We start from the raw sequence: 25,491 nt of genomic DNA on the forward strand, positions 1-25,491 counted from the left end.
GCGTAACCGGACCCGAGCCTTCAGATTCGCGCGAAGCCCATGCCGAGACGCGCCGCCCGCCTCCTGCCCTGCGCTGCCCTCCGGGCAGCGGCGACTGCCTTCCGGACGGCTGCTGCCGCTCGGACGGCCGCTGTTCTCATGGCCGCCGCGTGGCTGTGCTTCGCGCTCGTCCCCGCGCGGGCCGGGGACGCGCCCGCGGTCGCCATCGCGGCCGAGATCTCGGCCGGGCCGGAAGGCGGCACGCGGCTCAGCGTGGTGCTGTCGCGCCCCGTCGAGGCCAGGGCCTTCGTGATGGAGCGGCCGGACCGCGCCATCGTCGACCTGCCGGAGGTGAATTTCCAGCTGCCTCCCGAGACGGGCCGGCGCCGCGAAGGGCTCGTCGCCTCCTTCCGCTACGGCCTGTTCGCCCCGGGCCGCTCGCGCATCGTCATCGACCTCGCCCAGACCGCGACCGTGGCGCGGGTGGCGACCGCGCCGCGCCAGCGGGACGGCGCGACGCTCCTCACCATCGACCTCGCCCGCACCGACCGCGACAGCTTCCGCCGCGCCGCCGTCGCCCCCGAGCCGCCCGCCGCTTCGAAAGCCGTGCCGGCGAATCCGGGCGACACCCGCCCGCTCGTCATCGTCGATGCGGGCCATGGCGGCACGGATCCGGGCGCGATCGCGGCGAACGGCGCCTTCGAGAAGGATATCGTGTTCGGGGTCGCCCGCGACCTGGCGCGGCGCCTGGAACAGGGCGGCCGCGTGCGGGTGCGGATGACCCGCGAGGGCGACGTCTTCGTGCCGCTGGCCGAGCGGGTGCGCATCGCCCGCGAGGCGAAGGCGGACCTGTTCGTGTCGATCCATGCGGATTCGATCTCGGCCGCCCCGCAGGTGCGCGGCGCCACCATCTACACGGGCTCCGAGAAGGCCACCGACGCGGAATCGGCCCGCCTCGCCGAGCGCGAGAACAAGGCCGACCAGGCGGCCGGCGCCGACAGCGCCGAGGGGCCGGGCGATGTCGCCGACATCCTGCAGGAACTCACGCTGCGGGAGACCCGCAGCTTCTCGGCCCGCTTCGCCCACGGGCTGCTCGGCCAGCTCGACCGGGTGATGGAGATGAGCGCCAAGCCCCACCGCGAGGCGGGGTTCAGGGTGCTGCGCTCCCCCGACGTGCCCTCGGTCCTCGTCGAGCTCGGCTATCTGTCGAGCAAGCACGACCTCGACCTCCTGCTCTCGGAGGAGTGGCGGAGCAGGGTCACCGCCCGGATGGCGGAGGCGGTCGAGACCTTCTTCGCCGGCCGGGTCGCCCCGGGCTTCGGTCCGGCCTTCGCCCGCCGGTCCGCGGCGATGACCGCCCCAGTTTCACCATAGATCCCGTGTCGATGGGCGCCTGTCGGCGCCTTGATTCCCCTTAAGCCCGCCACGCCGCGCCTCTCGCCGAAGCGGTGCGATGGGGATATCCTGACCGCGGCGCGGCCTGCGGCCCCCTGCGGCTCATCATCGACGGATCGGGTTCGGATGCGCTTTGTCCTTCGCTTCTTCGGCTTCCTGTTCAGCATCGCCGCGATGGTCTTCGTCGCCGGCGCCGCGGTCGGAGGCTATTTCTACTGGAAGTACTCCCAGGACCTGCCGGACCACGCCGCGCTCGCCAATTACGAACCGCCGGTGATGACGCGCGTGCACGCCGCGGATGGCAGCCTGCTCGCCGAATACGCCCGCGAGCGCCGGCTCTATCTGCCGATCCAGGCGATGCCCAAGATCGTCATCGCGGCCTTCCTGTCGGCGGAGGACAAGAACTTCTACAAGCACGGCGGCATCGACCCCGAGGGCATCGTCCGCGCGGCGCTCACCAACGCCCAGAGCGGCAAGAAGCAGGGCGCCTCGACCATCACCCAGCAGGTCGCCAAGAACTTCCTGCTCTCCAGCGAGCAGACCCTCGACCGCAAGATCCGCGAGGCGCTCATCGCGCTGCGCATCGAGTCGACCTATTCGAAGGACAAGATCCTCGAGCTCTACCTCAACGAGATCTTCCTCGGCACGATCGTGCCGGGCCGCAACCTGCACGGCATCGCGGCCGCCGCGCTCGACTATTTCGGCAAGTCGGTGCACGAGCTGACGATCCACGAGGCGGCCTATCTGGCGGCGCTGCCGAAGGGCCCGAACAACTATCACCCCTTCCGCAAGACCCAGGCGGCGCTGGCGCGGCGCAACGAGATCATCGGCCTGATGGCCCAGAACGGCTACATCACCCGCGAGGAGGCCGAGGCCGAGCGCAAGCTGCCGCTCGGCGTCAACCCGCGCAGCGTCTCGCCCAACACCGCCAACGCGAACTACTTCGCCGAGGAGGTGCGCCGCGAGATCTCCGAGCGCTACGGCGAGAAGAAGCTCTACGAGGGCGGCCTGTCGGTGCGAACCACCCTCGACCCGAAGATGCAGGCCCAGGCCCGCAAGGCGCTCGTCGACGGGCTCGTGCGCTACGACCAGGCCCGGGGCTGGCGCGGGCCGCAGGCGCGCATCGACCTTACCGGCCGCGACTGGGGCCAGGCGGTGGCCGAGGTGCCGGCGCTCGGCGACGTGCAGCCCTGGCGCCTCGCCGTGGTGCTCGACACGAGCGGCGGGCGGGCGCAGATCGGCCTGCAGCCGCGGCGCGAGAACTCGGGCCATGTCTCGAAGGAGCGCGAGACCGGGATCATCGGCCCGGAGGGCGTGCGCTGGACCGGGCGGGGTATCGCCTCGGTGCTGAGCCCGGGCGATGTCGTCTACGTGGAGCGCATGGACGGGGCCGGCAACGCCTACCGGCTGCGGCAGGTGCCGGAGATCTCCGGCGCCATCGTGGCCATGGATCCGCATACCGGCCGCGTCCACGCCATGGTGGGCGGCTTCTCCTTCGACGAGAGCGAGTTCAACCGCGCCACCCAGGCGATGCGCCAGCCGGGCTCGTCCTTCAAGCCGATCGTCTACTCGGCGGCCCTCGACAACGGCTACACCCCATCCTCGATCGTGCTCGACACGCCGATCACCATCGAGGCGGGGCCGGGCCAGGAGGCCTGGACGCCCTCAAACTACGACGGCAAGTCGGGCGGCCCGCACACCCTGCGCTACGGCATCGAGCATTCGAAGAACCTGATGACCGTGCGGCTCGCCAAGGACATCGGCATGCCGCTCATCGCCGAGTATGCCCGCCGCTTCGGGGTCTACGACGACATGCTCCCGGTGCTGCCGATGTCGCTCGGCGCCGGCGAGACCACGGTCATGCGCATGGTCACGGCCTATTCGATGCTCGACAATGGCGGGCGGCGCATCCGCCCGACGCTGATCGACCGCATCCAGGACCGCACCGGCGAGACGATCTACCGGCACGACAACCGCAAGTGCATCGGCTGCGACGCCGAGAAATGGTCGGGCCAGGACGAGCCGAAGCTGGTGGACGAATCCGAGCAGGTGCTCGACCCGCTCACCGCCTACCAGATGGTCTCGATCATGGAGGGCGTCGTGCAGCGCGGCACCGCCACGATCCTGAAGGAGATCGGCAAGCCGCTCGCGGGCAAGACCGGCACCACCAACGAGGCCAAGGACGCGTGGTTCGTGGGCTTCTCGCCGGACCTCGCGGTGGGCGTCTATCTCGGCTTCGACAAGCCCCGCTCGCTCGGCGACCGCGCCACCGGCGGCGGCCTCGCGGCGCCGATCGCCCGGGACTTCCTCAAGGCGGCGCTCGCCGACAAGCCGCCGACCCCCTTCCGGGTGCCGCCGGGCATCAAGCTGATCCGGGTCAATCTCGCCAGCGGCACCCGCGCGGGCGGCAGTGAGGGCGGCATCCTGGAGGCGTTCAAGCCCGGCACGGCGCCGCCCGACAGCTACTCGGCCCCGCCGGTGGCCCAGCCCGGCGCCCCGCCGCCGGACGCGGACCGCGCGGCCCAGGCGGGCGGGCTCTACTGAACGGGCGCGCCCCGCGGGCGTGACCCGTGCCTGCGCCCTCCGGGCGGGAGACGCGGGATCCGCAGCGGCCTCCGTTTACACCGGCGGGCCGGGGCGCTATCACACCGGCCCACCTCACCAACCATCGTCACACCAGATGCGCGCCGAGATCGAACAACTCTCGGATGCCGCCAAGCAGTCGATCGGACTGCTGAGGAGGCATCTTTGACTGGGATACTGCCGATAAGCGCCTCGCGGAGCTGAACGCCCGCTCCGAGGACCCCGCCCTCTGGAACGACCCGGAGGCGGCCCAGAAGGTCATGCGCGAGCGCACGCAGCTCGAGGAGGCGGTCTCCGCCATCCGGCGCCTGGAGCAGGGGCTGGAGGATGCCGCCACCCTGATCGAGCTCGGCGAGATGGAGGGCGACGAGGCCAGCATCCGGGAGGGCGAGGAGCAGATCCGCGCCGTCCAGGCCGAGGCCGCGCGCCGCCAGATCGAGACCCTGCTCGCGGGCGAGGCCGACGGGAACGACACCTATCTCGAGGTCCATGCGGGCGCGGGCGGCACCGAGAGCCAGGACTGGGCCAACATGCTCCATCGCATGTATGCCCGCTGGGCCGAGCGCCGGAAGTACAAGGTCGAGATCGTCGAGTGGTCCGAGGGCGAGGAGGCCGGCATCAAGGGCGCCACGCTGCTCATCAAGGGCCACAACGCCTATGGCTGGCTCAAGACCGAGTCGGGCGTGCACCGGCTGGTGCGCATCTCGCCGTACGACTCGAATGCGCGGCGGCACACGAGCTTCGCGAGCGTCTGGGTCTATCCGGTCATCGACGACCGCATCACCATCGAGGTGAAGGAGTCGGACTGCCGCATCGACACCTACCGCTCCTCGGGGGCGGGCGGCCAGCACGTGAACACCACGGATTCGGCCGTGCGCATCACCCACATCCCGACCGGGATCGTGGTGGCCTGCCAGCAGGAGCGCTCGCAGCACAAGAACCGGGCCACCGCCTGGAACATGCTGCGCGCCCGGCTCTACGAGCTGGAGCTGAAGAAGCGGGAGGAGAAGGCAAACGCCGAGGCCGCGTCGAAGACCGACATCGGCTGGGGCCACCAGATCCGCTCCTACGTGCTGCAGCCCTACCAGCTCGTGAAGGACCTTCGCACCGGGGCCCAGTCGACGAGCCCGGGCGACGTGCTCGACGGCGAGATCGACCCCTTCATCGAGGCCTCGCTCGCCCAAAGGGTCTATGGCGGCGGCGAGGCCGTGGAGGACATCGACTAGAGTCTTGCCCGGTCCCTCAGCGCGCGGCGAGCGCCCAGGCGCCCGCCCGCAGGAAGCGCTGCGGGTCGACCGGCTCGCCGTCGATGCGGGTCTCGTAATGGAGATGCGGCGCCGTCGAGCGGCCGGTCGAGCCGACGCGGCCGATGATCTGGCCGGCCTCGACGGTCTGGCCCGGCGAGACCGCGAAGGCCGAGAGATGGGCGTAGCGGGTGGCGATGCCGTGGCCGTGGTCGATCTCGACCATGTTGCCGTAACCGCCCGCATAATCCGCCGAGACCACCGTGCCGGCCGCCGCCGCGCGGGCCGGTGCGCCGTACTCCGCCTTCAGATCGACGCCCGTGTGGAGGGCAAGCCCCCGGGTGAACGGATCGACCCGGTAGCCGTACTGGCTCGACAGGCCGGCATCGCCGACGATCGGGCGGGTCAGCGGCAGGCCCCTCACGATCCGCCGCAAGTCGTCGCGCTCGCCGACGCTGCGCTGCGCCTGCACCAGCAGCGTCTCGAACGCTCCCGCGCCGACCGGCACGAGCGGGCCGCCGAGGCCGGCGGAACGCGGCGGGGCGAATCGGCCGGGATCGAGGCCGAGATCGGCCACGACCCGGCGCAGCCGCACGGCCTCGCTGCGGCTGCTCTGCAGGATCCGGTCGAGCGCGAGGCTCTGCTGGGCCGCGACCGCGTCGAGGGAGGCTTCGAGGCCGGCGACGCGCAGGGGCAGGCTCAGGCCCGGAGCCGGGGTCGCGGCCGGATCCGGGAGCTCGCTGCGCAGGCCCAACGCCTCGGGCGTCGGCACCGGCTTCTGCCGGGCCGTGCGGCCGGGGAGGGCGCCCGTGGAGGCGGCGGAATCGCGGGCCGCGTCGGCCGCCGGCTCGGTCAGGCCCAGCAGCATCGCCTGCCGGTTCTCCAGGGCGACCTGCCGGCTCGCCAGCTCGGCGATGCGGGTCTCGACGCCATCCTGTTCCAGGAGCTTCTGGGTCGCCACCCGGTCGAGGCGGGCACGCAGGGCGCTCACCCGCTCCTCGTAGGCGTATTGCAGCGCGCTCTGGCGGGTCATGAACCGCGCGAGCGCGTCGTCGTGGAAGACGATGAACCACGTGGCGGCGCTCGCCCACACGGCCAGCAGGGCGAAGAGCGCACCCGCCGCCGCGGCGGTCCGCCGCCGGACCACCCAGACCTCCGGCTCCGCGGCCGGGACGGGACGAGGCGAGGAACCGGATCGGGGGAGAGGTGAGGACATCGGGGATTCCGAAGATATGCCCCCGAATTGAATTCCTTAAGGTTAAGGAACCGCGAAAATTCCGGCGCCGCGCGCCGCCCCCGTTCACGGCGGGACGCACCGAAGCCGGGCGGCGCGCTCCGATCCGGGGCGGCGCGGATCCAGGCAGCCCAATAGAACCTGACGTAGGTGGAAGCCGCCCCGCTCCTCATGCTGAGGTGGCCGGCGAAAGCCAGCCCTCTGGCCGGCATCAGCCGGCAGGCACCCCGGACCGGTGCTCCCATCCGCCAGAGCCTCGGACCAGCGGTCAGGCGTGCTTCGAGGCAGCCTGCGCGATCTACGATCGCCAGTGCGATCTGCGATCGCCCGCGCCTCAGCAAGAGGACGGTTGAGGGTGCCATCGGAGGGGCGCTCGGTCAGCCGCGGTTCCATCCGCCAGGGGCGGCCCGGCTGGCAGTGAACCGATGCGACAGGGCCTTGCGCTACAGGGCCTTGGCCGCCTTCAGCACCGCCTCGGCATGGCCCGGCACCTTCACCTTCGGCCAGACCTCCGCGATTCGGCCGTCGCGGTCGATCAGCACGGTGGTGCGCTCCACCCCCATGTATTTCCGGCCATACATGCTCTTCTCGACCCAGACGCCGTAGGCCTGAAGCATCGCCTTCTCCTCGTCGGAGGCGAGCGGGAAGCCGAGCCCGTACTTGTCGCGGAACTTGTCGTGGCTCTTCATCGGATCGGGCGAGACCCCGATCACCACCGTGTCGGCGGCCGCGAAGGCGTCCCGCAGATCGTTGAAGGCCTTCGCCTCCAGGGTGCAGCCGCTCGTGTTGTCCTTCGGGTAGAAGTAGAGCACGGCCTTGCGGCCCTTGAGGCAGGTGAGGCTGATCGTCTCGCCGCCGGTGGCCGGCAGGGAGAAATCGGGGGCGGGATCGCCAGGATTCAGGGGCATCGTGCCTTCCTTTCGGCCGAATGATGGTGTGCCTCATTGCCGAGGCCGCCGCGACGGCCCGGGGGGAGGAACAGCCGTGGAGGCGCACAGCGTCCGAGGCGGGCTGCCACGGGACGTCCGGCATGCGGACACACGATTAATCGCAGGTAACCGGACGGAGAAGACACTGGGCGGACAAGTCCCGCAGGCCCCTCTCCCGGCGATGACAGGCATGGATCAGGCTCCTCCCCCTCGCCGCGCACCGCTGCGCGTGGCGCCCGGCCCGGCCCGGCGGCGATCGGTCGTGCAGCGATGCGTGCGGGGGGTGCTCCTCCTGAAGCTCGCCGTCGCGCTGCTGCTCGGCCTCGGCTGCGGCCTCGCTTACCTGCGCCTGTCGAGCGGGCCGATGAGCTTCGCCTGGCTGGAGCCCCGCCTCGCCGCCGCCATCGCCGGGCGGCTCGGCCCGGGCTGGACCGTCGACCTGCGCGACAGCGCCATCGAGATCGACCGCGAGGGGGCGCTCGCGCTGCGCACCACCGGGCTCGACATCCGCAACCCGGAAGGCGCGCTCGTCGTGCGCGCGCCGCTCGCCCTGGTCAGCATCGATCTCGCCCCGCTGCTCGGCCTGACGATCCAGCCGCGCTCGGTGGAGTTCCGCGACCTGCAATTGCGGGCCGTCGTCCATCGGGACGGCTCCATCGCGGCCTCGGCGGATCCCTCGGATGCGCAGCCGACCACCCCGCCCGGCGTGGACGCCGCCCGCGGCACCGTCTCGCCGCTCTCGGCCACGATGGCCTCGATCCTGAGCCTCGTCCTCGATCCGGCCGGCGTGATCGGCTCCCTCGACCGTGCCCGCCTGACCAATGCCCGCCTCACCCTGACGGACGACAGCGGCACCGAGCGCGCGGTGTTTCCCCGCGTCGACGGGATCTTCACCCGCGACGCGGTGCGCGACGCCAAGGTGTTCGAGATGCGCATCATGGGACCGCACGGCCCCTGGCGCTTCGGCGGGGATGTGGAACGGGCGGCGGGAAACATCCGGCGCGGCGTTCTCACCCTCGATGACCTCCCGGTCACCGACCTGCTGCTCCTCTCCGGCCAGTCGCGCCTGCCGCTGACCACCGACGTGAAGCTGTCGGGCCGGGCCGCGGTGGCGATGCACGGCGCGCGCCTCGACACCATGTCCCTCTCGCTGACCTCGAGCGAGGGCACCCTCCTCATCGAGGAGAAGGACTTCAATCCGGTGACCATCGAGGGCGTCTCGGTCGAAGCGAGCTGGGACGAGGCCCGGCGCGCGCTCAAGCTCGACGCGCTGGACTACCGCGGCGCCGGCAACGCCGTGCGGCTCGCGGGCGAGTGGGTCGCCGGAGCGGCGGGGGCCGATCCGGCCTGGACGGCAACGCTCGCGGGCCGCGACGCGGTGCTGCGGGGCGCCGTCGACGGCGACGCCCCGATCCGGATCGACAGCATCGAGGCGACGCTCTCGGGCCGGGACGACGGCGTCGCCATCGAGCGCTTCGCCCTGTCGGGACCGACGGCGAGCGGCACCATCACCGGGACATTGGGCACCCACGCCGACGAGGGCGGCCTCACCCTGCACATCCTGGCCGACCGGGCCGAGGGGCGCACCGCCCTGCGGCTCTGGCCCGAGCACATCGCGCCGCCGATCCGCACCTACCTGGTCGACAACCTGCGCGGCGGGCATCTCGACAGCCTCGACATCACCGTCGACATGACGCAGGCGGAATTCGCCGCGGCCACCCGCGGCGACCCGGTGCCGGACAAGGCGGTGCGGATCGCCTTCGCGGTCAGCGACGGGAGCCTGGTGATCTCGCCGGAGGCGCCACCGCTCACCCGCGGGCGCGTCTCCGGGCTGGTGACCGGGCGCAACACCACGATCCGCGGCGCCACGGCCGAGATCCGGATGCCGGACGGGCGGGCGCTCACCCTCCAGGACGGATCCTTCGTCATCAAGGATGCGGTGCCCAGGGACGTGACGGCCCAGATCGGCCTGCGCCTGACCGGCGGCACGGACGCGCTCGCCTCGCTCCTCCAGGCGAAGCTGTTCCGCGGCCTCACCGGCGCCGAGATCGATCCGGCCACGACCCGCGGCCAGGCGGATCTGCGGATCGACTTTCCGTTGAGCCTCAACGCGGTGCCGGAGATCGCGGACCTGCCGGTGGTGATGTCCGGCAGCTTCAGCGACGTCTCGGTGGACCGGCTCGTCGGCAAGGACCGGCTGGAGAACGGCCGCTTCAGCCTCGCCTACGACCGTAGCGGCTTCTCGATGAAGGGCGAGGCCAGGCTCTCGGGCGCGCCGATGAGCGTCGACCTGCATCAGCCGAAGCCGGGCGCGCCGGGCGAGGCCGTGGTGGCGCTCACCCTGGACGAGGCGGCCCGGGCGCGCCGGGGCCTGCCCGTCGCGCCGGCGCTCGCCGGCCCGGTGCCGGCGCGCTTCGTGGTGCCGATCGGCCGCCCCGGCAAGACGACCGCCCGGGTCGAGGCCGACCTCACCCGGGCCTCGATCGACGGGCTCGTGCCCGGCTGGACCAAGGCTGCGGGCAAGCCCGGCCGGCTCACCTTCGCGCTCACCGATACGGGCAACGGCACGGAACTGAAGGACCTCGCCCTCGAGGCGGGCAGCGTGGCGGCCAAGGGCAGCGCCGTGATCTCGGCCGAGGGCGGCCTGGAGCGCGCGGAGTTCACGAGCCTCAAGCTCTCGCCCGGCGACGACGTGCGCGGCCAGCTGGAGCGCAGCGGCGGCGTCTACAAGGTGATGCTGAAGGGCGGGGTCGCGGATGCGCGGCCCTTCCTGCGCGCGCTCTCCGCCCCCGCCAGGAAGGGCGGCAAGGAGGCGGCCTCCCGGGACGTCGATGCGGATCTGAGCTTCGCCATCCTCACGGGCTTCAACGACGAGGCGCTGACGAACGCGACTCTCAAGCTCTCCTTACGCGGCGACGACCTGCGGCAGGCCCGCATCCAGGGACGCCTGCGGGGGGCCTCGGTCCGCGTCGAGGTGGGACGGGGCGAGCGGGGCGGCACGCCGGTCCTCACGGCCGAGTCCACCGATGCGGGCGCGGTGCTGCGCTTCCTCGACATCTACCGGCGCATGCAGGGCGGCCGGCTCTCTCTCCAAACCACCATGAATGACGGGCCGCAGGCGGGCGCCGTGCAGATCCGCTCCTTCACCCTGCGCGACGAGCCGGCGCTCGGCCGCATCATGGCGCAGGGCGAGCCCGCCCCGGAGGACCGGGGCGGCCGCTCGCCCGGGCGGCGGCCGGAGGCGAACGACGTGGGCTTCGACCGGCTCACCGCGGAATTCGTGCGCACGGGCACCCGGATCGACTTCTCGGACGCGGCCATCTCGGGTCCGGCCATGGGCTTCACGCTGGGCGGCTGGCTCGATACCGGCCGCAACGCCACCGACATCCGCGGCACCTTCGTGCCGCTCTACGGGCTCAACAACGTCTTCTCGCAGGTGCCGATCGTCGGCCCGCTGCTCGGCGGCGGCCACAACGAGGGCCTGTTCGGCATCAACTTCTCGGTGACGGGCCCGATGAGCGCGCCGAACGTCGCCGTGAACCCGCTCTCGGCCATCGCGCCGGGCTTCCTGCGCAAGCTGTTCGGGGCGGGCGGCGATCCCTCCGCGGCGGCCGCGCCGCGGCTCAATCCCTGACCGGGCGCCTCACGGCCGGAAGCCTCCCGGGCGGCGCTCCGGCCCGCGAGCGGCGCTCACCGGGTGATCCGCTTCGGCGCGATCGGGTCGCTCGCCGGAAAGGTCTCCTCCACGGCCTCGTCGAGAAGCTGCTCCTGACGCGCCTTCAGATCCTCGCCCGGCCGGCGCGGGCCGGGGGCGGATTCGGCCGCCCGGTCGGCAAGGCACTGGCCGCTGATGCGCTCCTCGGATTCGGGCCGGACCTCCGGGCCGGGTGTCGCGGATTGGGTCATGGCATCCTCCGGGTTGCTCTCGCCCTCACCAACTCGGAGCGGGGCCGATCGTTCGCCGGACCGGCGCTCCCGCGGGCGGGTGTGGAGACCCGCACCGCCGCCCTCCCGGGAGGAGGGCCTTCGGCGTGTCACGCTCCGGCGGCGAGGATCGCGTCCCGGGCCGCCCGGTCGGGCAGGGCATCGAACACGCCGGGCCGGGCGACCACGCAGGCGCCGCAGGCGGCGGCCTGGCGCAGGGCCTCGGCGAGGGGACGATTCTCCACGAGCGCAACCGCGAGCCCGGCCGTGAAGGCATCGCCCGCCCCGATCGTGTCCACCGCCGCGACCGGGAAGGCGGGCTGGGTCAGCAACGGGCCGCCGGCCTCCCGGGCGAGGGCGCCCCTTTCGCCGAGCGTCACCACGACGATGCGCGGCCCCCGCGCCAGCAGCGCCGCGACGAGATCCTCCCAGGCTCCCGTCGGCAGGCCGAGATCCTCGCGCAGGGCCGCCGCCTCGGTGGCGTTGAGGACGAGGATGGTGGTGTCGGCGAGGAGCGCCGCCGGAACCGGCCGGAACGGCGAGGGGTTGAGCAGGGTCGCGACCCCGGCCGCGCGGGCGCGGCGGAACGCTTCGGCGATCGGCGCCTCGCCGATCTCGAACTGCGCGAGCACGCAGCGCGCCCGGATCAGGCGGCCCGCCGCCTGCGCCACCGCCGCGGAATCGAGATGGGCATTGGCGCCCGGAAAGACCGCAATGCAGTTCTCGCCGGCCGCATCCACGAGGCCGATCCCCGCCCCCGTGGGCGCATCCACCCGGCGCAGCATCGCGGCCGGCAGGCCGGCCCGCCGCAGGGCCGCCTCCGCCATGTCGCCGAACGGGTCGCGGCCGACCGCCACGAGACCGTCGACCCGGGCGCCGAGGCGCCGGGCACCGACGGCAAGGTTCAGTCCTTTACCACCGGGATCGAGCCAGAAGGCCTGCGCCTCCAGCGTCTCCCCGGGTCGCGGCTGCCGCGCAACCATGGCAGAACAGGCCGCCACGAAGCTCCCCAGGACGAACAGGTCCGGATCCTCTCCGATGTCGGTCACGGCTATGCTCCCTCTCGGCCCTGCGGCCGCACCTCCCGGCGATACGACACCATGTGGCGGGCGGCTTGTCATGACGGGCCTCACGAAGCGGAGCGTCGAGCCCGATGTCTGAGGGAGATCCCGTCCGCGTCCGCTGGAGCCATGGGCCGGCGGCTCCTCCGCTGCCGAGCCTCGTCCATCTGCGCCAGGACACGGCCAAACCCCTGTATCAGCAGCTCGAGGAGCAGCTGCGCGCGCTCATCGAGGACGGCACCCTCGCGGCCGGCACCACCCTGCCGGCGGAACGCACCTTCGCGGAGGCGATGGGGGTGAGCCGCACCACGGTCCAGCGCTGCTACGACGCCCTGCGCCGGCAGCGCTACCTGAGCGCCCATGGGCGGCTCGGCTACATCGTCGAGGCCGGCCGCACCCGGCTCAGTCCCGGCATGGACCGCCTCAAGGGCTTCACCGAGGAGATGCACGAACTCGGCCGCGTGCCCTCCTCCGAGATCCTGGAGCGGGTCGTCGTCCGGGACCCTGCCCTGGCGGAGCTGTTCGGCCGCCCGCCGCAGGCGACCTTCCTGCGGCTCGTGCGCATCCGCAAGGGCGACGGCATCCCGCTGTCGCGGGAGATGGCGTGGTACGACCTCACGGCGGTCCCGGACCTCGCGGATGCGGACCTGAGCGGGTCGGTCTACGCCCATCTCGGTCGGTCCGGGGCGCGGCTGGTGCGCTGCCAGCAGACGATCGAGGCCGCGCTGCCGGACGCCGATGCCTGCGCGGTGTTCGGTTTTTCCGAGCCGCGCCCCTGCCTGCTGATCAAGCGGCGCTCCTATGCCCGCGACGACCAGATGATCGAGTATGTCGAGGGCCTGTTCCGGGGCGACGCCTATGCGTACCGCCTCGACCTGAGGGTCTAGAGCCGCAGGCCGTCGCGGCGCGCCGTTAACCGCCTACTAACCACGGCCCGGCAATTTTTGCCTAAGAGCCCGGCCGGTCCGGGTGGCGGGTTCAAGCGCGTCGTGAAGCCGGTTCTCGATCTGGTGGCGAAGTTCGGGCCGGCGCGGCTTGCCGCGATGGGCGCCGTGACGCTCACCCTCGTGGGCTTCTTCGCCTTCGTGATCCTGCGCGTGTCGCGGCCCGAGATGGGCGTGCTCTACGCCGACCTGTCGATGCAGGATGCGAGCGCGGTGATCCGGGACCTCGATGCGCGCGGGCTCCGCTACGAGACGCGGGGCGAGATGGGCCAGACCATCCTGGCGCCCCGCGCCGACCTCGCGCGCCTGCGCATGGACCTCGCCGGCAAGGGGCTGCCGAGCGCGGGCGGGGTCGGCTACGAGATCTTCGACAAGGGGGACGCCTTCTCGTCCACGACCTTCGTCCAGAACGTCAACCACCTGCGCGCCCTCGAAGGCGAGCTCGCCCGCTCGATCCGGGCGATCGGGCGGGTGCAGGCGGCCCGCATCCACCTCGTCATCCCGGAGAAGCGGCTGTTCGCCCGCGACCGCGAGCCGCCGAGCGCCGCGATCGTGCTCAAGCTGTCGGGAGATCTCGATCCGGGGCAGGTGCGGGCGGTGCGCCACCTCGTGGCCTCCTCGGTGGAGGGGCTGAAGCCCGACCGCATCTCGATCGTGGACGAGCGCGGGCGGCTCCTCGCCGACGGCGCGAAGCCCGAGGACGCGCAAGGCCGCCTCGGCCTCGACGAGCGGCAGGCCAATCTGGAGCACCGCCTGCGCGCGCAGGTCGAGGGAATCGTCGCCGGCATCGTGGGATCGGGCCGGGCGCGCGTGCAGGTCGCGGCCGAGCTCGACGCGAACCGGATCGAGAGCCGCTCGGAGACCTTCGATCCCGAGAGCCGGGTCGTGCGCTCGACCCAGACCCGCTCGGAGACCCAGCAATCGCAGGGGCCCGGCGAGACCGGGGTCAGCGTCGGCAACGAGTTGCCCGGCGCCCGGGACCCGGCGCAGCAGAACGGTACCCGCGAGGCGTCGAACAAGAACGAGGAGACCACCAACTACGAGATCTCCCGGGTGACGCGGACGGAGATCAACGAGGGCGGCCGCATCAGGCGCCTCTCGGTGGCGGTGGTGATCGACGGCACCTATACGCCCGGGCCCGACGGCCGGCCCGTCTATGCGCCGCGCCCGCAGGACGAGCTCGACCGCATCACCGCGCTGGTGCGCACCGCCGTCGGCTACGACAAGGCCCGGGGCGACCAGATCGAGGTGGTCAACCTGCGCTTCGCCGAGGGCCCGGTCCCGGCGGAGATCCCGGAGGAGGGGCTCCTCGCCTCCTTCAAGCCGACCAAGGAGGACGTGCTGCGCCTCGCCGAACTCGGCGTGCTGGCGCTCCTCACCCTGGTGGTGGTGCTCGCCGTGGTGCGCCCGCTGCTGCGGCGGGTGATCGCCGTCGACGCCCCGCCCGCCGAGCTGGTGGCGGCCGGGATCCCGGTCCTGCCGGGCGCCCTGCCGGGCGCCGCGCCCGCGGAGGACGCGCCGCCCCCCGACAGCCCCGCCAAGCACCTCGTCGACTTCGCCAGGATCAACGGGAAGCTCCAAGCCGAGACGATAGAGCGGGTGGCCGACATCGTGCGGCAGAACCCCGCCGAGACCGCCGAAGTCCTGCGCAACTGGATCAACGACCGCTAAAGCCCCGCCCGAGAGGTTGAGAGACGAGAGCATGGCCGCGTCCCCGAAACCCGCCCTCGCCGAGGCGCTGATGGAGAATTCGCGCCTCGCCGAGCTGCCCGGCCCGCAGCGGGCGGCGGCGCTCCTTCTGCTCCTCGGCGACGAGGTCGGCGCGCCGATCTGGAAGATGCTCGAGGAGGACGAGGTCAAGAAGGTCTCGCACGCCATGGTCCAGCTCGGCTCGCTGGAGGTCGAGACGGTGGAGCAGCTCATCATCGAGTTCGTGTCGAAGCTCTCCGCGAGCGGCGGCGTCAGCTCCAGCTACGAGCGCACCGAGGCGCTGCTCCTCAAGATCTTCCCGCCCGAGCAGGTCTCGCTGATCATGGCGGAGGTGAAGGGGGCCTCGGCCCGCCGGGTCTGGACCAGCCTGACCCAGATCGACCCCGAGATCCTCGCCTCGTTCCTGCGCAGCGAGTACCCGCAGACCGTGGCGGTGATCCTGTCGCGGGTGCGCTCGGACTATGCCGCGCGGGTGCTCACCATCCTGCCGGAGGACTTCGCCATCGACGTCCTCAACCGGATGCTGCGCATGGAGACGGTGCAGAAGGAGGCCCTGCGCCACATCGAGGAGACGCTGAGGAGCGAGTTCGTCTCGACCATCGCGCAGACGACCCGGCGCGATGCGCACGAACTCATGGCGGACGTCTTCAACGCCTTCGACCGCCAGACGGAGACGCGCTTCCTCACCGCCCTGGACCAGAACAACCGGGGGGCTGCCAAGAAGATCCGGCAGCTCATGTTCACCTTCGAGGACCTGCTGAAGCTCGATGCCGGCAGCGTGCAGACGCTCATGCGCAACGTCGACCGCGACGCGCTCGGCCGCGCGCTGAAAGGGGCGTCCGAGCCGGTGCGCGCCTTCTTCTTCAGCAACATGTCGAGCCGCGCGGCCAAGAACCTGCAGGACGAGATAGCCTCCCTCGGCCCGATCCGCCTCAAGGAGGTCGATGAGGCGCAGGCCAGGATCACCGAGATGGCCAAGGAACTCGCCGAGAAGGGCGAGATCATGATCGCCAAGAACAGCGCCGAGGAGGAGCTGGTCTACTGACCAGCCCCCTCTCACCGCCCCGAGATCCGATGGCTCAGGTTCAGCGCTTCCTCTTCGACAACGACTTCCGGGTCCCCGGCGGCAGCGCCGCGCGGGCGCGGGAGGCCGCGGCCCAGGCGGAGGCCACCGCGCAGGCCGAGGCGGAAGCCCGGGCCGAGGCCACCCTGCGGGCGCAGCTCGACGCCGCCCATGCGCGCGGCCTGCAGGAGGGCCGCGCCCAGGCCGAGGCGCAGGTCCAGGCCCGTCTCGCCGATGCCCTCAACCGCCTCGCGACCGCAGCCGCCGGCCTGCTCGCGGCGGCGGATGCCCGGGACGCGGAGCGCGAGGCCCAGGCCCTCGACTTCGCGGTGGCGCTCGGCCGCAAGCTCGCGGGCGAAGCCCTCGACGCACATCCGGTCGCGGCGATCCTGGAGGCCGCCCGGTCCGCCCTGCATCACCTGCGCGGCGTGCCGCATCTCGCCGTGCGGGTGAACGACCGCCTCGTGGAGGAGGCCGAGACGGCCCTCAAGCGCCTCGCCCGCGAGCGCGGCTATGAGGGCCGCCTGATCGTGCTCGGCGACCCCGACCTGCCACCGGGCGACACCCGCCTGGAATGGGCCGATGGCGGCGTCGTGCGCGAGCGCGCCGCCATCGAGGCCGCCCTCGCCACCGCGCTCGCTCCCGCCTGATCCCGAAGGATTCCCGATGGCCCCCGACGACGACCTCGGCCTGCCCCAGCTCAGCGAAGCCGACCTCGCCCTCGACCAGAACGGCGCCGATTCCCTGCGGGACGGCCCGCCCAGCCCCAAGAGCGCCGCGGACCTGGAGCAGGTCTTCGACGTGCCGGTGGTGGTCTCGGCGGTGCTCGGCGCCTCCCGGATGCCGATCGGCGACCTCCTGCGCCTCGGTCCCGGCACGGTGCTGGAACTCGACCGCAAGGTCGGCGAGGCGATCGACATCTACGTCAACAACCGCCTCGTCGCCCGCGGCGAGGTGGTGCTGGTCGAGGAGCGCCTCGGCGTCACCATGACCGAGATCGTCAAGAGCGACGGTTGAGCCAATCGAACCCGATCCCATCGGCGCCGCACGGCGCCCGACGACATAAAGCGGAGTGCCCGCGATGCGCCTTCTGATCATCGGCCGCCTGAACGGCGAGCTCGTCACCGCCTCGAAGATGGCCATGAGCCGGGGAGCGGCCGTCACCCAGGCCGATGGAATCGAGCAGGGCCTGACCGTCCTGCGCGCCAAGGGCGCCGACCTCGTGATGGTCGATGTCTCGCTCCCGATCCGGACGCTCGTCGCGGCGCTCGCCGAGGAGCGCATCCGCACGCCCGTGGTCGCCTGTGGCACGGGCTCGGATGCCCGCGCGGCGGTGGCGGCGATCCAGGCGGGGGCCAAGGAATACATCCCGCTGCCCCCCGATCCGGAGCTGATCGCCGCGGTGCTGGAGGCGGTGGCGGCGGATGCCCGGGCCTTCGTGTGGCGCGACCCCGCCATGGAGCGGGTGGTGAAACTCGCCGAGCAGGTGGCGCGCTCGGATGCCTCGGTGCTGATCAGCGGCGAGAGCGGCACCGGCAAGGAGGTGCTCGCCCGGTATGTCCACGCCAGGTCAGGCCGCGCCCGAAAACCCTTCGTGAGCGTCAACTGCGCGGCGATCCCCGACGCGCTCCTCGAATCCGAGCTGTTCGGGCACGAGAAGGGCGCCTTCACGGGCGCGGTGGCGCGGCGCATCGGCAAGTTCGAGGAGGCGTCGGGCGGCACGCTCCTCCTCGACGAGATCTCCGAGATGGATGTGCGGCTGCAGGCCAAGCTGCTGCGGGCGCTGCAGGAGCGGGTGATCGACCGGGTCGGCGGCGACAAGCCGGTGCGGGTGGACCTGCGGGTGCTGGCCACCTCGAACCGCAACCTTGCCGAGGAGGTCCGGAAGGGCACCTTCCGGGAGGATCTGCTCTACCGCCTCAACGTGGTGCATCTGCGCCTGCCGGCCCTTCGGGAGCGCCCGGCCGACATCCTCGAACTCGCCGAGCACTTTGCCCGCCAATACGCGGCGGTGAACGGCGTCCCGGCCCGCCCGCTCTCGGCCGAGGCGCGCCGGCTCGTCGTCGCCAATCCCTGGCGGGGCAACGTGCGGGAACTGGAAAATACGCTCCACCGGGCCGTGCTGCTCGCGAGCGGGCCCGAGATCGGACCCGAGGCGATCCGCACCCCGGAAGGCGAGGCACTCGCCCCGGAGGGCGAGGCCCTCGGCGGGGCTGCGGGCGCGGCGGCGCGGGCGGTTCAGAATGCGGAGGCGGTCACGCGCAGCCTGGTCGGGCGGACCGTCGCGGAGGTCGAGCGCGACCTCATCCTCGACACACTCGACCATTGCCTGGGCAACCGCACCCATGCGGCGCGGATCCTCGGCATCTCGATCCGCACGCTGCGCAACAAGCTCAACGAGTACATGCAGGCCGGCATCACGGTGCCGGAGCCGGGCCAAGCCCGGGTGATCGCCGCCTATGGATGATCCGCCCGGCCTCGCGCTTCCTCCTCGATGATCTTGCGGCGCGGGCCCTCGCGACGCGGCGGATCCCCGCCGCGCCGCAAGAGCTCACTGCCGGTAGTGCTGGATGCGCGTCGTGCGCAGGCCCGCGAGGCCGTGCTGCTCGATCGAGTATTGCCAGCTCAGGAATTCCTCGGTCGTCAGGGTGTAGCGCTGGCAGGCCTCTTCGAGGCTCAGCAGCCCGCCGCGCACTGCCGCCACCACCTCGGCCTTGCGGCGGATCACCCACCGTCGGGTGTCGCTCGGCGGAAGATCCGCGATCGTCAGGGGGCTTCCGTCGGGCCCGATGACATACTTCACCCTCGGGCGGTGCGGTTCGGTCATGATACGCTCTTACACTCGACTGACCTGTCACCATCGAGGCTAGCCAGCCGCATTTAAGATTGCTTGAATCCCATTCTTAGGATGTGATTCGTTCGCCCGAGCCTGTGGATCACGCCCCCGAGGCGGGGCCGCCGATCGCCTGAAGGCTGCTCAGCGGCACGCTGCGGCCGCCGACGCTGAGGACCGGCTCCGAGCCCGTCACGTCGACGCTCTCGATCGTGCCCGTCACCGTCGTGTCGACCGTGACGCTCTGGCCCGTGGCGTCGACCGCCTGGACCTTCAGCATGTAGGTGCCGTCCGGCGCCGCGAGCCCGGTCGAGGTGCGGCCGTCCCACGCATAGGTCTGGCTGCCGCTCGTCAGCGCCTTCGTCTGGGTGGCGACGACGTTGCCCTTGGCATCCGTGATCGTCAGCACGGCCCGGGTGGCCGCCCGCGCGGCGGTGAGCGTCCAGGTGGCCGAGCCTTTGGCCAGGGCGGCGGTGGTGCCGTCCGCCGTCACCGTCTGGCCGACGAGCCCCGCCGCGGTGGCGGCGGCCGAGGCCTTGCTGGCGGTAAGCAGCGAATCCAGGCGGTCGTTGGTCTTGAGCTGCTGCTCGACCGAGGCGAATTGCACGAGCTGCTGCGTGAACTGATTGGTGTCGAGGGGATCGAGGGGGTTCTGGTTCCGGAGCTGCGTGGTCAGCAGGGTCAGGAACTGGTTGAAGTTGCCCGCGATGGTCGCGGCGTCGCTCGATGGCGAGGCGCTGCCGCCGGTGCGGTTCGCCGTCGCGAGCGCGCTGCTGACGCTGGATGCCATGGATGCCTCGTCGACTAGATGCGGATGTCGAGGCCGAGCCCGCCGCCGCGGAGCAGGGCGAGCGGGACCGGATCGGGATCGGCCGGAGCGGAATCGGCAATGCGCCCCGGAGAGGGCGCCCCCTCGCGGCCGGCCCGGCCCTGGCCGCCCGACCCATCCTGAAGGGAGAAGCTCAGCGCCGCCTCCGTGCCGGAGAAACCCGCCTGCGTCAGGGCTTGCTGCAGGCTGCCGGCGTCGCGCTGGAGCAGAGCGAGGGTCTCGGGCCGCTCGACCGCGAGATGCGCCTTGACGGAGCCGTGCTCGCGGTCGAGGTCGAGGCTCACGTCGATCCGGCCGAGATCGGCCGGATCGAGGCGGATCTCGAAGCGGTTGCTGCCGGCAAGCGAACGCAGGCCGATGGTCATCGGCACGGCGCCGAGCGGCACCGGCGGAGGCGGCGGGGAGGGGGCCTGCGCCTCGGCGCTCGGCGCGGCGGCCGTCATCGCGGGCGGCGCCCCCGCATCGGGCGGTGCAACATCCGCCAGCACGGCCGCGAAGCCCGGGGCGGGCGCTGCGGCCTCCGCTCCCTCGGTCCTGTTGTCGGAGGCCGGGGATCCCGCCGCGATCTCGCCCGCCCGGGCCGCCGCGGCTCCGGCCGCGCCGGAAGCGGCCAGTTCCGCCTCGGGCTCCCCCGACGCGCTCGCTCGCGCGATAGGCGTTCCGGCAGGAGCGGGGGGCGGGGGTTGGACCGGCGGAGCGGCGGCGCCCGCCTGCCCGTCCGACGCATCTTCCAGCGTCTTGTCCTGTTCGGGCGTCTCCTGTTCAGGCGTCTCCCGACCGTCGGGCTCCTTCGTCCCGGAGGCGCGGGCCTCGGCCGCGGGGTCGGCGGCCCGGGGTGATGCCCCGGCATCATCACGGGCCGGCGCGCACGGGGTGTCGCCCGGGGCCGTCGCATGCGCCGCGGCCGGAGACCGGCGGGGCGCGGCACTCTGCGGCGCGCTCTGCGCCGCGCAGGCATCCCGCCGGGCCGGGCCGGCCGGCCTGCGCTCCGCGGCCGACGGCGCTCGGGCGGGATCCCGCGCGGGTTGCGCGACCCGAAACGGGGCGGCATCGGCGGATGCCGGGCGCCGCCCCGCATGGCAGCGCGGGCTCTCCCGCCCCGCCGCATGAACCCCGTCGCCCGCTCCCGTCGCCGTCATCCCGCACCACTCCTCAGGCCTTGGCGGAAGGCAAGGCCGGGGCCATCGAGGCGAAGATACAAACGGCTGACAACACTGAAGAAATCCGAACCGCCCGGCGGCCCGATGGCCCTGCCTGCGCGGATCCTGCCGGCCACCCGGCAGAACTTGCCGGACGAGGACCGGCCGAGGCGCCCTGGCAGAAAGCCGGTTCGATCACTATAGACAGGGCGCGCAGCGCCGTTGCCGAAAGCGGGCCCGCGGCCGCGCCGGAACCAGCGCCCGCCTTCAAGACGATGAACTCGCTCGATCTGCCCAAGGCCCCGCAGGACACCCGCGTCGTGGTGGCGATGTCGGGCGGCGTCGATTCCTCGGTCGTCGCCGGGCTCCTCAAGCGCCAGGGCTACGACGTCGTCGGCATCACGCTCCAGCTCTACGACCACGGGGCGGCCACGCACCGGCGCGGCGCCTGCTGCGCGGGCCAGGACATCCACGATGCCCGCAGGGCCGCCGAGACGCTCGGCATCCCGCATTACGTCCTCGACTACGAGGACCGCTTCCGCGAGGCGGTGATCGACCGCTTCGCCGACAGCTACATCCACGGCGAGACGCCGATCCCCTGCGTCGAGTGCAACCGCTCGATCAAGTTCCGCGACCTGCTCGCCACCGCCCTCGACCTCGGCGCCGACGCGCTGGCGACCGGGCATTACGTGGCGAGCCGCCCGCGGCCCGGCGGAAGCCGGGCGCTCTACCGCGCCCTCGATCCGGCCCGCGACCAGAGCTACTTCCTGTATGCCACCACGGCCGAGCAGCTCGACGTCCTGCGCTTTCCCCTCGGCGAGCTGCCCAAGGACGAGACCCGCCGGCTCGCCCGCGAATTCGGCCTCTCGGTCGCCGACAAGCCCGACAGCCAGGACATCTGCTTCGTGCCCCAGGGGCGCTATCAGGACGTGATCGCGCGGCTGCGGCCCGACTCGGTCCGCCCGGGCGAGATCGTCCACCTCGACGGGCGGACGCTCGGGCGCCACGACGGCATCATCGGCTTCACGGTCGGCCAGCGGCGGGGCCTGAAGCTCGCCACCGGCGAGCCCCTCTACGTGGTGCGCCTCGACCCCGAGACCGCCCGCGTGGTGGTGGGCCCGCGCGAGGCGCTCGCTACCTCGGTGATCCGCCTTGCGGAGACGAACTGGCTCGGCGACGAGCCCCTGACCGAACTCGACGGGATGCCCGTCGCCGTGCGGGTGCGCTCGACCCGGGAGCCGCGGCCCGCGACCCTGCGCTGGAACCGGGCCGCTTCCTGCGCCGAGGTGATGCTGGCGACGCCCGAGGACGGCGTGTCGCCGGGCCAGGCCTGTGCCATCTATGCGGATGAGGGGCCCCGGGCGCGGGTGCTCGGCGGCGGCACCATCCTGCGGGTCGAGGCGTCGCGGCGCGAGGCAGCCTGAGCGGGCCTGGATCGTTTGTCATCGGTCTTGACGGAGAAACGGGCTTCAGGCGCCCTCCCGGACGGACCCTGGGGAGAGACTTGAGCCGATGTTGAGTGAGTCGCGGGAGGCGGGCCCCACCACCGCCTTGATGCGCAAGGCCTATGCGCGTTGGGCGCCGGTCTATGACGTGGTCTATGACAAGCTCACGGAACCCGCCGCGCGCGACGCCGTGACGGCTGCCGTGGCCAATGGCCGGCGCATCCTGGAGGCCGGCGTCGGCACGGGCCTGTCGCTCGGCTACTACCCGGCCGCCTGCGAGGTCTACGGCGTCGATCTCTCGGAGGACATGCTGAGGCGGGCGGCGCTCAAGGTCCACCGCCGCGGCCTCGCCCATGTCAAGGGCCTGCAGGTGATGGATGTCTGCCGGCTCGGCTACGCGGACGAGAGCTTCGACGCGGTGGTGGCGCAGTTCCTCATCACCCTGGTGCCCGATCCGGAGAGGGCGCTGGACGAGTTCCTGCGCGTGCTCCGGCCGGGCGGCGAGATCGTGCTCGCCAACCATTTCGGGCAGGCTGACGGCGCGGTGGCCCGCGTCGAGCAGATCATGGCGCCGCTCTGCTCCAGGATCGGCTGGAGCTCGGATTTCAAGGCTGCCCGCATCGAGGCCTGGGCCAAGCGGCGCGGGGTCACCTTCGTGGGGCTGCGGCCGACCTTCCCGGGCGGCTTCTTCAAGATCCTGCGCCTGCGCAAAGCGGCCTAAAGCCGCATGCGCGCGCAGGAGCCGGGGCCGCCCGCGGACGAGGCCGGGCCGGAGGCGGTGGCCCGGCCGCCCTGGCGGCGCTGGCTGCGCGTCCTGCCCCTCGTCGCCCTGATCCTCATCTCGGTCGGGCTCGTCGCAGGCGGCGTCACGCAGTGGTTCAGCCTCGACCGGCTGCTCGCCTCGCGCGCCTGGGCGCTCGCGATGGTGGAGGAAGACCGCCTGCGGGCGATGGTCCTCACTGCGTTCCTCTATGTCGGCACCGTCGTGGTTTCGGTGCCGGTCTCGGTCTTCATGACCATGCTGTGCGGCTTCCTGTTCGGCACGGTCCCGGGGGCGCTGCTCGCGATTTCCTCCTGCACGACGGGCGCCGTCATCGTCTTCTCGATCGGCCGCACGGCGGCGGGCGGATGGTTGCTGCGCAACACCGGCGGGCGGCTCAACCGGCTCGCCGCGGGCTTCCGGCGGGACGCCTTCTCGTATGTGCTCTTCCTGCGGCTCCTGCCGCTCTTCCCGTTCTGGATGACCAATCTTGGCCCGGCCATCTTCGGGGTGAGGCTGCGCACCTTCGCGCTGGCGACGCTCATCGGGATCTCGCCGGGCGGCTTCATCTACGCGGCGACGGGTGCGCGGATCGAGGCCGTGGTGGCAGCCCACCAGGACGCGAAGGCGGCCTGCCTCGCGGCCGCCGGCACCGATTGCGACCGCGCCCTCTCCCTGCGCTCGGTGATCACGCCGGAACTCGTCGCGACGCTGCTTGCCCTGGGGATCCTGGCGCTGCTCCCGGTCCTGCTGCGGCGCCTGCGCCGCAAGCCCGCGACGGAGCCGATCCCCTGCGACGATTGAGACCCCCCTATGCGCTCGGCGACTTGGCCTAATCTCTCCGCCGAATCCGTCGCGCGTCGTCGACGCCGGCGGCTGCCGGGCGGGTAGCTCGCCCGACGTAATGCGATCGGGGAGGATCGGATCGTCGTGCGTCTCGCCGATGCCATGCGGGAGCGGGGTGCCTTTCGGGGCGCCGCCAGCCGGTTCGGCCTCTCGGGCCGGCTGCTGCTGCTCACGATCCTGTTCGTGCTGCTGGCCGAGGTGCTGATCTACGTCCCCAGCGTCGCCAATTTCCGCCGCACCTGGCTGTCGGACCGGGTCGCGGCCGCGCAGGTGGCGGCCCTCGCCCTCGACGCCGCGCCCCAGCAGAAGGTCTCGGACGATCTCGCCCGGCGGCTCCTCATGGGGGTGGGCGCACGGGCGATCGCGCTCCGGGCCGGGGGCACCCGCCGCCTCATCACCGTGACGGAGATGCCCTCCGAGGTGAGCGAGACGGTGGACCTGCGCGACACCGCCTGGACCGACCTGCTGGCGGGGGCATGGCACACCCTGTGGCAGGCGGATTCCGCGCCGATGCGCGTGGTGGGCCATGGCATGGACGGGGTCGACTTCGTCGAGATCGTGATCGACTCCGCCCCCCTGCGCGAGGCGCTGATCGCCTTCTCGTGGCGCATCCTCGTCACCTCCATGGTGATCTCGGGCATCACCGGCATCCTGGTGTTCCTCGCCCTCCAGGTCTCGATCGTGCGCCCGGTCTTACGCCTCACGCGCAACATCGCGGCCTTCGCGGACGATCCGGAGGACGGCTCGCGCCTCATCGCCCCCTCCTGGCGCACCGACGAGATCGGGCTCGCCGAGACCGCGCTCGCCCGCATGGAGGCGGTGCTCGCCGGAGAGCTGCGCCAGAAGCGGCGGCTCGCCGAACTCGGCCTGTCGGTGAGCAAGATCAACCACGAATTGCGCAACCTGCTCACCACCGCGCAGCTCCTCGGGGACCGCCTGGAGGCGACCGCCGACCCGGCGGTGCAGCGGGTGGCGCCGCGCCTCGTCGCGACGCTCGGACGGGCGATCCGCTACTGCGAGGCGACGCTGGCCTATGGCCGGGCCGCCGAGCGCGTGCCGGAGCGTCGGCTGACGCTCTTGAAGCCGATCCTGGCCGACGCCCTCGACCTCGCCGGGAGCGCCCCCGGCACGGGCGTGCGGGTGGAGGAGCGCACGCCCGAGGACCTGTTGGTCGATGCCGATCCCGACCAGCTCTCGCGGGTGATCATCAACCTCGTGCGCAACGCCGTGCAGGCGCTGGCGCTTGCCGGAACGGCCGGCGGGGCGCCGCCCCTCGTCACGATCGAGGCGGCGCGCGAGGGCGCCGTCGTGACGATTCTCGTATCCGACAACGGTCCGGGCCTGCCCGAGCGGGCGCGGGCGAACCTGTTCTCGCCCTTCCAGGGCGCGGCCCGCCCGGGCGGCACCGGTCTCGGCCTCCCGATCGCGGCGGAGCTCACCCGCCTCAATGGCGGCACGCTCACCCTCGACGAGACGCGGATCGGCGCCCGCTTCCGGATCACGCTGCCCGACCGGGTGTGATACGGTTTCATCCGCCAGGGTCGGCCCAGCCAGTGGTGGACTCATGCTGAGG

21 protein-coding genes are annotated in these 25,491 nt (G+C 72.3%); 14 read left to right on the top strand and 7 right to left on the bottom strand.

What is annotated here, in order from left to right:
* The first annotated feature begins 39 nt into the window (after positions 1-39).
* From MNOD_RS28610 to prfB, 3 genes are all read left to right on the top strand, one after another.
* Positions 40-1,353, top strand: coding sequence for an N-acetylmuramoyl-L-alanine amidase (locus MNOD_RS28610; protein WP_083786589.1), 1,314 nt, complete (start codon positions 40-42; stop codon positions 1,351-1,353).
* Between the two features lie 147 nt (positions 1,354-1,500).
* Positions 1,501-3,918 (top strand): penicillin-binding protein 1A, encoded by a 2,418-nt coding sequence (locus tag MNOD_RS28615; RefSeq protein ID WP_015932467.1) that lies wholly within the window; start codon positions 1,501-1,503, stop codon positions 3,916-3,918.
* Between the two features lie 136 nt (positions 3,919-4,054).
* Positions 4,055-5,183 (top strand): peptide chain release factor 2 gene (prfB, locus tag MNOD_RS28620; protein ID WP_015932468.1). Its coding sequence is split into 2 segments (ribosomal slippage): positions 4,055-4,123 and positions 4,125-5,183, totalling 1,128 coding nucleotides; the frame shifts between segments, so codons are not numbered across the junction.
* A 16-nt stretch (positions 5,184-5,199) separates the two neighbouring features.
* Here prfB and MNOD_RS28625 read toward each other — a convergent pair.
* On the bottom strand, positions 5,200-6,348 hold the full coding sequence (locus tag MNOD_RS28625) for a M23 family metallopeptidase (protein WP_015932469.1): 1,149 nt from the start codon (positions 6,346-6,348) through the stop codon (positions 5,200-5,202).
* A gap of 530 nt (positions 6,349-6,878) precedes the next feature.
* Positions 6,879-7,343, bottom strand: a complete 465-nt coding sequence (locus tag MNOD_RS28630; protein WP_015932470.1) for a peroxiredoxin — start codon at positions 7,341-7,343, stop codon at positions 6,879-6,881.
* Positions 7,344-7,554: 211 nt separating this feature from the next.
* Between MNOD_RS28630 and MNOD_RS28635 the strand changes: the two genes are divergently transcribed.
* Positions 7,555-10,998, top strand: a complete 3,444-nt coding sequence (locus MNOD_RS28635) for a YhdP family protein (protein WP_157091579.1) — start codon at positions 7,555-7,557, stop codon at positions 10,996-10,998.
* A 56-nt stretch (positions 10,999-11,054) separates the two neighbouring features.
* Here MNOD_RS28635 and MNOD_RS28640 read toward each other — a convergent pair whose 3' ends face one another.
* Positions 11,055-11,270: a hypothetical protein gene (locus MNOD_RS28640; protein ID WP_015932472.1), complete on the bottom strand. Its 216-nt coding sequence runs from the start codon at positions 11,268-11,270 to the stop codon at positions 11,055-11,057.
* 128 nt (positions 11,271-11,398) lie between these two features.
* Complete coding sequence (locus MNOD_RS28645) at positions 11,399-12,337, bottom strand: ribokinase (protein WP_015932473.1); 939 nt, start codon at positions 12,335-12,337, stop codon at positions 11,399-11,401.
* Between the two features lie 104 nt (positions 12,338-12,441).
* Here MNOD_RS28645 and MNOD_RS28650 point away from each other — a divergent pair, with 104 nt between their 5' ends.
* From MNOD_RS28650 to flbD, 6 genes are all read left to right on the top strand, one after another.
* Positions 12,442-13,236, top strand: a complete 795-nt coding sequence (locus MNOD_RS28650) for a GntR family transcriptional regulator (protein WP_015932474.1) — start codon at positions 12,442-12,444, stop codon at positions 13,234-13,236.
* A gap of 102 nt (positions 13,237-13,338) precedes the next feature.
* Positions 13,339-14,964, top strand: coding sequence for a flagellar basal-body MS-ring/collar protein FliF (fliF, locus tag MNOD_RS28655; RefSeq protein WP_015932475.1), 1,626 nt, complete (start codon positions 13,339-13,341; stop codon positions 14,962-14,964).
* A 31-nt stretch (positions 14,965-14,995) separates the two neighbouring features.
* Positions 14,996-16,048 carry a flagellar motor switch protein FliG gene (gene fliG, locus MNOD_RS28660; protein WP_015932476.1) on the top strand — a complete coding sequence of 351 codons (1,053 nt, stop codon included), beginning with the start codon at positions 14,996-14,998 and terminating at the stop codon, positions 16,046-16,048.
* Between the two features lie 29 nt (positions 16,049-16,077).
* Complete coding sequence (locus MNOD_RS28665) at positions 16,078-16,716, top strand: FliH/SctL family protein (protein ID WP_015932477.1); 639 nt, start codon at positions 16,078-16,080, stop codon at positions 16,714-16,716.
* A gap of 16 nt (positions 16,717-16,732) precedes the next feature.
* Positions 16,733-17,083 carry a flagellar motor switch protein FliN gene (gene fliN / locus MNOD_RS28670; protein ID WP_015932478.1) on the top strand — a complete coding sequence of 117 codons (351 nt, stop codon included), beginning with the start codon at positions 16,733-16,735 and terminating at the stop codon, positions 17,081-17,083.
* A 64-nt stretch (positions 17,084-17,147) separates the two neighbouring features.
* A complete protein-coding gene (gene flbD / locus MNOD_RS28675; protein WP_015932479.1) occupies positions 17,148-18,533 on the top strand; it encodes a sigma-54-dependent transcriptional regulator FlbD in 1,386 nt (461 codons plus the stop codon).
* 84 nt (positions 18,534-18,617) lie between these two features.
* Here the strand turns inward: flbD and sciP are convergent, their stop codons facing one another.
* From sciP to MNOD_RS28690, 3 genes are all read right to left on the bottom strand, one after another.
* Positions 18,618-18,893 (bottom strand): CtrA inhibitor SciP, encoded by a 276-nt coding sequence (gene sciP / locus MNOD_RS28680; RefSeq protein WP_015932480.1) that lies wholly within the window; start codon positions 18,891-18,893, stop codon positions 18,618-18,620.
* Positions 18,894-19,002: 109 nt separating this feature from the next.
* On the bottom strand, positions 19,003-19,689 hold the full coding sequence (locus tag MNOD_RS28685; protein WP_015932481.1) for a flagellar hook assembly protein FlgD: 687 nt from the start codon (positions 19,687-19,689) through the stop codon (positions 19,003-19,005).
* Between the two features lie 14 nt (positions 19,690-19,703).
* Entirely contained in the window at positions 19,704-20,867 is a 1,164-nt protein-coding gene (locus tag MNOD_RS28690; protein WP_015932482.1) for a flagellar hook-length control protein FliK, read from the bottom strand.
* Positions 20,868-21,142: 275 nt separating this feature from the next.
* Here MNOD_RS28690 and mnmA point away from each other — a divergent pair, with 275 nt between their 5' ends.
* From mnmA to MNOD_RS28710, 4 genes are all read left to right on the top strand, one after another.
* On the top strand, positions 21,143-22,291 hold the full coding sequence (mnmA, locus tag MNOD_RS28695) for a tRNA 2-thiouridine(34) synthase MnmA (protein WP_015932483.1): 1,149 nt from the start codon (positions 21,143-21,145) through the stop codon (positions 22,289-22,291).
* A gap of 88 nt (positions 22,292-22,379) precedes the next feature.
* Positions 22,380-23,033, top strand: coding sequence for a class I SAM-dependent methyltransferase (locus MNOD_RS28700; protein ID WP_015932484.1), 654 nt, complete (start codon positions 22,380-22,382; stop codon positions 23,031-23,033).
* A 6-nt stretch (positions 23,034-23,039) separates the two neighbouring features.
* On the top strand, positions 23,040-23,876 hold the full coding sequence (locus MNOD_RS28705) for a TVP38/TMEM64 family protein (protein WP_015932485.1): 837 nt from the start codon (positions 23,040-23,042) through the stop codon (positions 23,874-23,876).
* Positions 23,877-24,020: 144 nt separating this feature from the next.
* Complete coding sequence (locus MNOD_RS28710) at positions 24,021-25,439, top strand: sensor histidine kinase (RefSeq protein ID WP_043752356.1); 1,419 nt, start codon at positions 24,021-24,023, stop codon at positions 25,437-25,439.
* The last annotated feature ends 52 nt before the right edge of the window (positions 25,440-25,491 follow it).

The organism is Methylobacterium nodulans ORS 2060, from assembly GCF_000022085.1.
In the GTDB taxonomy this organism is placed as follows: domain Bacteria; phylum Pseudomonadota; class Alphaproteobacteria; order Rhizobiales; family Beijerinckiaceae; genus Methylobacterium; species Methylobacterium nodulans.